The organism is Leisingera sp. ANG-DT, assembly GCF_000813785.1.
GTDB lineage: Bacteria > Pseudomonadota > Alphaproteobacteria > Rhodobacterales > Rhodobacteraceae > Leisingera.
In genome coordinates, this window is the sequence record NZ_JWLE01000038.1 from 1 (window position 1) to 11116 (window position 11116).

At 57.4% G+C, this 11116-nt stretch carries 8 protein-coding genes and 1 pseudogene; 3 read left to right on the plus strand and 6 right to left on the minus strand.

Annotation, left to right across the window (positions count from 1 at the left end):
* Nucleotides 1-117 precede the first annotated feature (117 nt).
* A pseudogene (locus tag RA21_RS20005) lies at nt 118-834 on the plus strand (IS91 family transposase); the annotation flags it as partial.
* A gap of 259 nt (nt 835-1093) precedes the next feature.
* Here the strand turns inward: RA21_RS20005 and RA21_RS20010 are convergent.
* Genes RA21_RS20010 through RA21_RS20030 form a run of 5 tightly spaced genes read right to left on the minus strand, consistent with a single transcriptional unit; the run spans nt 1094 to nt 5365 of the window.
* A complete protein-coding gene (locus tag RA21_RS20010; protein ID WP_082009014.1) occupies nt 1094-2092 on the minus strand; it encodes a LysR family transcriptional regulator in 999 nt (332 codons plus the stop codon).
* Nucleotides 2093-2109: 17 nt separating this feature from the next.
* Nucleotides 2110-2859: an amino acid ABC transporter ATP-binding protein gene (locus RA21_RS20015; protein WP_039152129.1), complete on the minus strand. Its 750-nt coding sequence runs from the start codon at nt 2857-2859 to the stop codon at nt 2110-2112.
* A gap of 12 nt (nt 2860-2871) precedes the next feature.
* The gene (locus RA21_RS20020) at nt 2872-3759 is read right to left on the minus strand and encodes an amino acid ABC transporter permease (RefSeq protein ID WP_039152130.1); all 888 of its coding nucleotides are present in this window, start codon (nt 3757-3759) and stop codon (nt 2872-2874) included.
* Nucleotides 3749-4504, minus strand: a complete 756-nt coding sequence (locus tag RA21_RS20025) for an amino acid ABC transporter permease (RefSeq protein WP_039152131.1) — start codon at nt 4502-4504, stop codon at nt 3749-3751. The genes RA21_RS20020 and RA21_RS20025 overlap by 11 nt, the downstream gene beginning before the upstream one ends.
* A 27-nt stretch (nt 4505-4531) precedes the next feature.
* Entirely contained in the window at nt 4532-5365 is an 834-nt protein-coding gene (locus RA21_RS20030) for a transporter substrate-binding domain-containing protein (protein WP_039152132.1), read from the minus strand.
* Nucleotides 5366-5534: 169 nt separating this feature from the next.
* On the opposite strand from RA21_RS20030, the gene RA21_RS20035 reads away from it, so the two are divergent.
* Both RA21_RS20035 and RA21_RS20040 read left to right on the plus strand, forming a co-directional pair.
* A complete protein-coding gene (locus tag RA21_RS20035; RefSeq protein ID WP_039152133.1) occupies nt 5535-6278 on the plus strand; it encodes a substrate-binding periplasmic protein in 744 nt (247 codons plus the stop codon).
* Nucleotides 6275-8971, plus strand: coding sequence for an ATP-binding protein (locus RA21_RS20040; protein ID WP_039152134.1), 2697 nt, complete (start codon nt 6275-6277; stop codon nt 8969-8971). The genes RA21_RS20035 and RA21_RS20040 overlap by 4 nt, the downstream gene beginning before the upstream one ends.
* Here the strand turns inward: RA21_RS20040 and RA21_RS22140 are convergent.
* On the minus strand, nt 8959-9768 hold the full coding sequence (locus tag RA21_RS22140) for a response regulator (protein WP_052257728.1): 810 nt from the start codon (nt 9766-9768) through the stop codon (nt 8959-8961). The two genes, RA21_RS20040 and RA21_RS22140, sit on opposite strands and share 13 nt — an antisense overlap.
* Between the last annotated feature and the right edge of the window lie 1348 nt (nt 9769-11116).

Genomic DNA, 11116 nt, shown 5'->3' on the forward strand with positions numbered 1-11116 from the left:
AAATCTCTGACGACGGACAGATTTACACCAAGGTGGCAACCAAGACGATCCAGGATGTTACCAGCCCACTTGATCTGCTGGTGAGCCGGAAGGCTGGTTCCGGCTGACTTCGGCCCCATGCCTCGGCCAATACTGGAGATTGCGGATATCTTCCGCGCCCATGGGCCTGCCTATCGCCGTGACTATGCCGGGCACCTGAACCTGCCTCAGTTGAAGGTGATGTCCGCAATCGAGACCTGCCGGACCGCTGCGCAGGGTGGCCATGTTGCCGCCTGCACCAAATGCGGTCACCAGCACATCGCCTATAACTCATGTCGCAACCGGCATTGCCCCAAGTGCCAGGGTGCTGCGGCGCAGGACTGGATGCAGGCCCGCATGGAAGACCTGTTGCCGGTCGAGTACTTCCATGTGGTCTTCACGATGCCCGCGCCGATCGCCGACATTGCCTGCCAGAACAAGGCGGCGGTCTATGGCTTGCTGTTCAAGGCATCGGCCCAAACACTCCTGACCATCGCTGCCGATCCAAAACATCTTGGTGCGAAGATCGGCATGACATCGCTGCTGCACACCTGGGGATCAGCGATGACGCATCACCCGCATGTGCATGTCATCGTGCCAGGGGGCGGGCTGTCGCGCGATGTTGGCCGCTGGATCGGTTGCCGCCCAGGGTTCTTTTTGCCGGTGAAGGTCCTGTCCCGGCTGTTCCGGCGCTTGTTCCTTGAAGGGCTGGCCAGACTGCACAAGGCCGGGAAGTTGGCATTCTTTGGCGATTTGGTGGGGCTGGCCGATCCGGATACCTTCGCCGCCCATCTCTCACCGCTGCGCAAAACGGAAAGCGGTGCAGATTTCTGGGGCCTGCAATACCATCCTGAAATTTCACCCTCGATCGTGGCCAATGCGATCCGTGAGAACGGCAGTCTATTTTTCAACACTGGGGTAGCTGCCGAGGATTTGCTGACGGTTGAAAGCGATCCGGAAACCGCAAATCGGCTGGGCTGTTCGGTCGATGATTTTGAAATCAGCACCCGGACCCGGGAACTGACAAATTGGGTTCAGTATGTTGCAGGTCAGGCAGCACTGACGGCTTGACCACTTAGCCGTTTGACAGCGGCGTCTCCGGGTCAGCGAAGATATCCGGGTTCGCCAGTCTCAAGTACTTCGCGGCCTCTGGCGACATTTTTTGCCAGGGGCCGTCCACCAGCTCTCTGAACACTTTGACCAGCCGTTGGTTCACGTCTTGGGACAGCTCCTGCATTTCCTCAGTGCGGCTGAGAAGCATCAGCGTGCGGCATGCTTCAGGCGGCGCAGGGAATATCGACAGATCACGCAAAGCTGCAGGTGTCTGGTAAAGACACAGGACAGAAGTGACGGCCCAGCCATAGCCGACTTGCACAAAGCGAAGCAGGCTTTGGCTTGAATCAAAGCTGAAGGCTGGCTCAGCGTCCGCTCCCAGCTGACGCGCAATCCTGGCTGCGCGCACTCCGAACTTTGTGGTCGGCGCATAGGCGATCTGAGGGTCGGTGACGACAAAGTCTTCCGGCCGCTTGCGGGGCAGCGAGGCGGGGTAGACCAGGACATAAGGATCTATGAAGATTTTGGCCGGGTTCACATAGCCAAGCGTGTCATAGGGCGGGCTGTCGACCATCAGATCGAAGCTGCGCCCCAGTAGAGCGTCATCCGCCCATGGGGAAATCCCCGCGCTCAACTCCACCGACTCTGCAAGAGAGGTCGCTACTGAAAGGAATTCAGCCCCCATTGTGCAGGACATGCTGTCCGGCATCGCAATCCTCAGCTTCTTGCGGCTGACATTCGGTGTCGAGCGTACGTGCTCGACCAGTCTCACCAGATCCTGCAATTGGCTGGGCAGCCCTTCTGCAAGTCGCTTTCCTGCCCGCGTCAGACGGATAGGCCGGGTGTTCCGCTCTATCAGCAAAACACCCAGAGCTGCTTCGAGCCGCTGCAACTGCTGGGAAAGCGCAGGTTGTGACAAGTCGCATTTTGCGGCCGCTTCAGTGAGACTGGCTGAACTGGCAACGGTTTCTGAAACATGCTCCTCAAAAGATCTCAAGGCAGAACAGGCCGGTCCGGCCATTCTGTGCCCTGCAGCAGTTATAGGATCTGGCTCAGAAACTCTCTAGTACGCGGATCTTTGGCGTTGTCAAAGAACGTTTCAGGTGAGCCGTGTTCGACGATCACCCCTTTATCGGTGAAATAGATGTGGTCAGCCACTTCACGGGCAAACCCCATTTCATGCGTTACCAGGATGCAAGTCATCCCATCCGCCGCCAGATCCTTAATGGTCACCAGCACTTCCTTCACGGTTTCCGGGTCCAGTGCCGCGGTCACCTCGTCAAACAGCATGACATCCGGACGCATCGCCAGGCTGCGTGCGATAGCAACCCGTTGCTGCTGGCCACCCGACAACTCGCCGGGATAACTGTGTTCTTTGCCCTCCAGCCGAACCTTTTTCAGCAACGCGCGCGCGCGTTCCTCCACTTCGGTCTTGTCTTCCTTCAGCACTTTTACCGGTGCCATCATTACGTTTTCCAACGCGGTTTTGTGGGGGAACAGATTGTATTGCTGAAACACCATGCCGACCTTTTTGCGCAGCAGCAGCCGGTCGAGCTGTGCGTCATGCACTTCCTGGCCTTCAACAGTTATAGAACCGCCCTGAATGTCGTTCAGGGCATTGATGCAGCGGATCAGCGTCGACTTGCCGGACCCGGACGGGCCGATGATGCAGATCACCTCTCCTTTCATGATGTCCATGCTGACACCTTTGAGGACTTCAATGGGTCCAAAGGACTTACGCACATCCCGGATGGAGACTATCGGCTGATCAGATGTCCAAGTATTCATCGTCCGGACCTTTCAGAGTTTGACGGCATAGCGCTTTTCCAGCGCGATTGTGATGCGGGCGATCGGGTAGCAATAGGCAAAAAACAGAACCAGCGCGTACCCGAAGAACGGCACCAGAAGCTCAGGCCGATTATTTTCGGCCTCCATTGCCTGGCGCGAAAAGGTGATGATTTCACCGACCCCCAGCAGCGAGCACAACGGGGTTGCCATCGTCAGAATGGCGTACCAGTTCATCCAGGGCGGGATCATCCGCTTGAAGCATTGCGGCAGGATGATCTGCCAAAGGGTCTGTGTTCTTGAGAAGGACAGCGCTTCGGCCGCTTCCCATTGTGCCGACGGTACAGACATTACAGCTCCGCGCACTATTTCGGAGATGTTCGCCATGATCGGAAGGGACAATCCGATGACAGCCTTCATCCAGGCTGGGACGGGGATCACCAGGCCGAGGATTTCGATCTCAAACGGAAAGGCCAGCAGCACAATGAACAGGATCACCAGCCAGGGTGCATTGCGGAACAGCTGGGTCACGCCCCAGCTCAGCCGCCGCAGCCAAAGGCGCTGCGAAATCTGCCCCAGTCCCAGCGCTGCCCCGGCAAAGGTTCCGATCAGCATCGAAAAGACCGAAATCACGATGTTGAACACAAAGCCCTGCAGTGTCAGGAAAGGTATCCAGCGCCACAATGCGGCAAAGGCATCCCCCATGGTGTAGCTTGCAGACTGGGCGTAGGCGCAGGCAGGCCAGACCACCAGCAGCACCAGTATGAATTGCGGCGGAATGTTTCCCAGCCACCGGACCAGGAACATCTCGTCATAGGTGCCGCCTGTCAGAGCATAGGGTTTCAAAACCGGCAGATCAGTGCGGGCCGGGCCGGTGATGCCCGGAAGGTTGTTACTGGCCATAGCCCGGTATCCTCATCTTGCGTTCCCACGAGTTCATGCCAAAGACCAGCACCCCGACGAGACCCAGGTAGACAACGAAAAGAAGCAGCATTGTCGGGTTCTGCGCCGATGGGAAATCGTTCCAGACAGAGACGCTTTCATAAAGCAGCTCCGGCACGGCGATGGCAAAAGCCTGTGTGGTGGTCTTCACCAGATTCACGAGGTTGTTGTTCAGTGCCGGGATTGACACCCGCAGTGCCAGCGGGAAGACCACATTGGTAAAGGTTTGTGTCCGGCTCATCCCCAGCGCTTCTGCGGCTTCGCGGGTCGAATAGGGCACGGCTTCGATCCCGGCCCGGAAGATTTCGACGTTGAAAGCTCCCGCAAAAAACGACAGCGAAATGATGGCCCAGCCGGCAGCTGAAATGACCGGCACTTCGGTCCAGCCGTCGGGTCCGGTTATCACGGGGGTGAACTGGCCCAATGCAAAGTAGAAAAACAGCAGCTGCACCAGCGGCGGTGTGTTGCGGAAGAACTGAATATAGCCTTGAACACCCGCGCGCAGGATACGGTTGCGGGCCCCTTGCAGCCAGGCTCCTGCAATGCCGATCACCAATGAAAACAGCACACAGGCAAAGCTGAGCTTCACTGTCATCCACAGGCCGGACAAAATGCGTCCGGCCTGCTTCTCGTCATAAAGCCAGATGAAGTTCCAGCGCGGGAAATCCTCGGCAAGCTGCACAAAAAATGCTTCGAAACCAGTCATGCCGACGGTCTCCCCTATGGCCAATGCTTATTCTGCAACCGGGTCCGCCAGTTTGGCGTTCAGGTCCTGCAGGTAGGCCGTCGGTTTGATGCCCCATTTGGCTTCCCACTCGATCAGGCTGCCATCCTGATGCCAGCCGTACTGCATGCCGGTCATGAAGCGGCCAAAGACACAGCTCTCTTCGCCCTTCGGAACCGCTAGGCCCCAAGGGCTGTCGTCTTCGGACGCCAGCGGCATTTCGAAGTCTGCCCATTCGCCGGAAGCAATTGCCGATCCGATAGAGGAATCGTCATAGACGAAAGCAACACATTTCTTGTCACGCAACGCCTGGCGAGCTTCGGCGGACCCGCCAAAGGCTACGATTTGGGCGCCGTATTTGTCTTCAATAATCTGATTGTAGAACGCACCTTGCACGCCGCAGACCGGTTTGCCGTTCAATTCATCCCAAGAAGAGAACCCCAATGCCTTCGGGGCGAGGATATTGGTGCCCGACGTATAGTAGTTCGGGCCGACAATTCCGACGATTTCACGGCGGTCGGCGCGGTCGGTCATGGTGGCAATCATCAGATCAATCTGACCCTGCTCCAGAAACTGCATCCGGTTCGAAGCGACGACGGGGGTCAGTTCCAGTTCAACGCCAAGTGTCTCAGCAACATTCTGGGCCATGTCAATTTCCATGCCGACAATCGAGCCGTCAGTGTCCCGGAAACCCCACGGCTTGTAGTCTGCTTTGACGCCGACAACGATCTTGCCGCGCTCCTGAATCCGGTTCCAGGTGTCATTGGTGCATTCCGCGGCAGTGGCTGCAATCGGTGTCAGAGCAACGCTGGCCAGGGCTGTGGTGGCAATCAGGTGTTTCATGTTTCTCTCCCTTTCTCGTCTGCCGGATGGTTAACAGCCGGAAACTGTTCAGCGTGAGAGACGAAAAAGTTCCCCTGGCACCGGAACTTTTTTGACAGGCTGCCTGCTTGCCTGACCTATGCGCGCACGGATACTCTGGCACAGGCGCGTAACCAGCGGTGGATGACTGATGAACCGGCTCTTGCAGATCGTGACTTCTATCTGCCTGCTTGGCATCATGATGCACCCTGTCCGGGCAGAAACTTGGGTGGTCGGATCCATGGAAGGCTTTGCGCCCTTCAACTACTCAATCGAAGGCGAATACTCGGGCATTGACGTACAGATCCTGAACGAGGCTGCAGAACGGATCGGGGTCACCCTGGACCACAGGCCGCTGCCCTGGAAGCGCGCCTTGCTGGATTTCGAGACCGGCCAGCTTGATGCCGTCTTTCAGCTGGCGCCGACGCCTGAGCGTTTTCAGAAATGGAACATGGTCGGCCCTCTGCGCCGGACGCGCACTGTTTTCGTGACTTTGAAAGATTCCCCGATCCAGGATGTCCATACGCTTTCGGACCTGGACGGCTTGGTTGTAGGTGTGGTTTCAGGATTCACATACGAGGCGGGTTTCGACCATTACCAGCCGCTGCAACGCGAAGCCTCGCTGGATGATTTCACCAATCTTCGCAAGCTGCTTCTCGGCCGTTCTGATCTGATTGTCGGTGGCTACGAGACACTGCATTATGTAGCCAGTGAACTGAATGCGCTGGACAAACTGAAGTTTCTGCCGACCCCTTTGGCGGAGCACGCCCGCTATATCGGTTTTCACCGCTCGCCGGAAGGCGATGATATGGCTCGCCGCCTGCAGGCTGAACTGGAAAGGATGCAGGCAAACCGGATCCCGCCTGAATACCTGCACCACTATTTCTCGCGATGAGGCTAAAACTAAAACCTGCAGGCATCACACGTAAAATCGCGCTCGCTGCTGCGCTGCTGGGGGTTTTATCCGGCCTGTTTCTGGGCGTGTATACCCTGCTGGCGGAACACTCCCTTAGAATTGGGGCGGCGCGGCTAAATGCCGACCGGATCATCCGGGCCACGCTGCCGCAGATTGCCGGGGCATATTGGGAGGTGGACGTTCCCGCTGTCCGCGCCATTTTGAACGGCCTGCTTGAAGATCCGGTCATCCTGAGCGCGCGTATTGACGACCCGCTTCTGACCGAAGCGCAGCGCGACAGCAGCGGCTTAATCGACCTGTCCGTCTCGCGCCAGCCGCCGCCGGCGCCGCCCTGGCTGGGCATCCTGTTTCAGCCCGGCAGCCAGGCGGAAGAGCTTTCCTACGTCTTGAGCAACCCGCGGGACGGCAGTGAGATCGGCCGGCTGGCGCTGGAGCTGGACTTTCGCCCGGTTCAGGAAGATATGGTTGCCCGCAGCTATGTCGTGCTCGGCTCAAGCATTCTGCAGACCCTGCTGGTGACGGCTGTTATTTTCCTGATTGTGCAATTGATTGTCATCCGCCCTCTTGCCCGGCTTCAGGCGGCTGCTCTCAGAGTGCGTGATGGATACTCTTTCCGGCTGAAAGGGCGCGACCAGCGAATGTTCGATGTGAGCAGACAGGATGAGATTTCCCGTCTGGCCCGTGCATTCCGGCGCACGGTGACTGAACTTGAGGCTAGCCGTGATAATCTGCAGGAGCTTGTGGATGAACGTACCCGCGAATTGCTGGTCGCGCGCAACGAAGCAGTTGAAGCCTCCCAGGCAAAATCAATCTTTCTTGCCAACATGAGCCATGAGCTGCGTACACCGCTCAATGCGATTATCGGATTGTCCGGCATTCTTCTGCGGGAAGGTCAAGGCAACATCGGTACGCGCAACCTGACTGATCTGAGGGCCGCCGCCGCGCAGCTGTCGGAGAACATCGACAGCATTTTGGACCTTTCCAAGATCGAGGCCGGGGAACTGGTGCTGGAGCAGGTCTGGTTCCGTCTTGATGATCTTCTGGACGACGTGTTGATACAGACAAGAGCGCTGATGGCCGGCAAACCAGTACGGCTGACCTGGGAATACGCCCCGGATCTGCCAGAAGAAGTTTGTGCGGACTCTCTGCGTCTGCGGCAGATTATGGTCAACTTTGCCTCCAACGCGGTGAAATTCACCAAAGAGGGCGAGATCCGCCTGCTCGCTGCATATCATGAGGGCGCTCTGCGCCTGGGCGTGAGAGACACCGGGATTGGGATCTCCCCGGACCAGATTGAAGGAATCTTCAAGGCTTTTGGGCAAGCCGACAGTTCAACCACCCGCCAATACGGGGGGACCGGGCTTGGCCTGTCCATTGCCCAAAGGCTTGCGGACAAGATGCACGGTAAGCTTCTGGTAGATAGTGAGCCTGGCAGGGGGGCTGAGTTTGCGATCCTTCTGCACCCGCCAACCCGGTCCGCGCCCCGGCAAAGCAAAACTGCGGATCTGATCACGGTTGAGGGCACGGAGGGACCGGTCCGGCAGCTTCAGATAATGGCAAACCGGGCGGCGGCAATCATCGCCGGCCCAATACCGCCGATCACGGTCACCGTCACAGCGGCCCATGCAACATTTTTTATGCAGTCTTCGGACAGCATGGGAAGCAAACGTCTTGCTTTCCCAATCACCCACAGGGAATTGGCCGCAGTTATTTCGGAATTGCAAACCGGCAGTAACCCGAAACCGCGAAAGGACGATATCCTGGCAGGCCTGGATGTGCTGGTGGTGGAGGACAACCCAGTCAATCTGGCCGTCTTTGTTTCGCTGGTGGAAGCACTTGGTGCCGCGGTGCGCACAGCAACGAACGGTATCGAGGCAATGGAACAAGTCGCAGAGGCGATGCCGGACGTGATCCTGATGGATCTGCATATGCCTGTGATGGACGGGTACCGCGCACTGGAAAATCTTCAGGGCAGGTATCAGGCAAATTTGGCGCCTGTCGTCGCCGCAACGGCAAACGCCACGCAGGAAGAAGCCGAACGCTGCACAGCCGCCGGCTTTGCCGGGTTTATCCCTAAGCCGATCGACCCTTCGCAGTTGCGCAGCATTCTGGCCGGCCTTTGCGGCAGCAATCAGTTGCTGGAGATTGATCAGGAAAAGGGGCTGTTTTACGCGGGCGGCAACCGGCAGCACTATGAAGCTTCCCTGCGCCGGTTTCATGCCAGTTTGCGTGAATGGTCTGCAGGTCTGGCTGCCCAGGGCGACAGGCCGGAAGGCCCGGGCGTGGCCAATCTCCTTCATGTCATCAAAGGGGCGGCCGGCACGGTGGGGGCCGGCAGGCTGGCGGAACTTGCGGCGGGCGCTGAGAAGGGCAGCACTTCTATCAAAACAGTGGAACAAGCCCTGTCCCGGCTGCTTGAGCAGTTCGAGGCCCGCAGCCCTCTTTCTGCAGATGAATTGCCGTTCACCCCGGACAGGTTGGAGAGGATTGGGGCACTTATCAGCAAGCGTGACATTCAGGCCATTGAAGAAGTACAGAATACGGGATCAGGGGATCTTCCGGAAACTGCCAAGGCGAAACTTCAAAGCCTTAAGGCGGCTTTGAAAGTGCTGGACTTCGAAACGGCTGATCAAATTGTAGAACAGCTAGCGGGCTCTCTTCACGAGGACTGAAACTGTCCGATGTCTGAACACATCCGGGCCAGTAACTGCTCGGCTTTCTCGAGCCGGTCTGCCCGCCGTGCCAGCAGTTTTTCCAAGGCCGTTTTCGCCTGGCGGAGTTCAATATGGCTGCGGATCCGGGCACGCAGAACAGCGGGCACAATCGGCCGGGTGACAAAATCGCAGGCACCCATTTCCAGGCCTTTGGTTTCATCCATCGGATCATCAAGACTGGTCAGGAATATCACCGGTACATCAGCAAGGCTTGCCGTGGATTTGATTTGCCGGCACACCTCGTAGCCATCCATATCCGGCATCCGGATATCCAGCAGGACCAGGTCTGCCAGCTCCCCCGCGAGAAAAGACAGGGCTGCTTTGCCGGAGGTTTGCGGAATAATCCGGTAAGCGTCCCTTAGCAGGCCGTGCAGGTGGTGAATGTTTTGCGGTGTGTCATCAACTACAAGGATCGAAGGCAGATCCTCTTCATCTCCCGAAGGTGCCGCGCTATCCAATTCAGGAACATTGCTGACCTCTCCTGCCAATTCTTTCGCCGCAACTGCAATGGCGGTAAGATTGGGTGACACTGTTGCAAAGAAATGCGCTCCGGCCGCTCCCATGAGCGCCCGGTTTGCGTCCCTCTCAAACAGAGAAATTCCAAGATGGCTCTCCAGTGTCCGGATCTGCCGGCTGACAGCCTCTCGGGAGACATTCAACTCTTCCGCCGCAGCGGTAAAGCTGCCAAGGCGGGCAGCAGCTTCAAACGCAAGCAGAGAAGTCAGAGGCGGCAAGTGGCGTTTGAGTTGTTTCATGCTTTGCGTTCCGGAATGCTATGCATCTTGGACCGGAGGTTACGGCCGCTGTTTCATTTGTTACCGTGTAAGACTGGTCATTGAACAGGTGTTGCAGAAATATCCTGCCTGTTGATGCTATCAATTGGCCGCTCAGCCACGCTCACAAAGATCTTGCTCGCGGTGGCTGAACAAACTGCAAGTGACGTGAGCAAGACCGATCCCAGTTCCCTACCCAGAGGAAAACCTAAGAGTCGAAAAAGTGAAAGACTGGTGCGAGTGTGGGTTTTCCACGGGCATAAAATCAATGGCTTATTGATGTCTAGATGGCAAAACCTTTCCTTCTTCGTGTCTCCAACATCCCTGCTCGCGCCTCCTGTTCCGCCAGTGGTGAAGCCTTCCCTGATTTTCTCTTCCGAAGACCTCGTGTCTTCCAGAGGGTAAAGCAGGGTGAACGACTGGTTTCCACGCCGTGCAGCGGCGCTGAAAATGATGCAGTCGCAGCGATTTTCGTGCTGCGAGCACGCGCAGCGAGATTTTGACACTTCCGGTGTGGGCTCGAACCTGCCGTCCACTGCATGAAGCAGCAACGTCAGCTGCCTGCGCAAAGAGGACACAGGATGGCGCCTTGGCTGCGTTTGTAGCGAAAAACGGCTTGGCTTGGGTCAGAAATGCTTGACAATTGGGGTGGAAATGCTTGGCAGGTGCAGGCAATTTGTCCTTAAAAACAGTCATCATCGGGTCAGTTTTGCCTGACGTTTGACACAAATTGTCGGGCGACACATAGTTTTGCCATTTGCGACAGAACCTTTCCTTTTTCGTGTCTCCAACTTCCCCGCTCGCGCCTCCTGTTCCGCCAGTGGCGAAGCCTTCCTTGATTTTCACTTCGGAAGACCTCGTGTCTTCCGGAGGGCAAAGCAGGGTGGGCGCAGCCCGGACTGCGGCCGGACGGTGATCTGACAGACGGGGCCGGAGCGGTGAAATTGGGAGGGGCCGCGCTTGGCGCGGGAGGAACCGGATTTCTCCGTGGAGGCTGACGCGCAGCGGCATCAGAACCCGTGTTCAGATTGCGGGCCGGATGGCAGGCGGACCAATCAAACAGAAAATGCCAGGCGCGCTAGAGCGGAGCGGAAGCGCGGCTGACTTCTGTGCAAGCGATCGCGGTCTCGTCCGCGATCACATTCTAAATTTGACAGGAGGGGCAGGAGGAAAGCAGCTATCAAGATCTTCAGCCGCCACTTGCCACGCGGATCACGAACTCGCACACCGCCGGACGAAGCAGACCCTCACCTTTTCTTAGCTTACGCAGGGCTCGCTAGGTCACGTAAGCTTTTATACGGCTGGTCTTAATGTCCGTCGTCAGAGATTT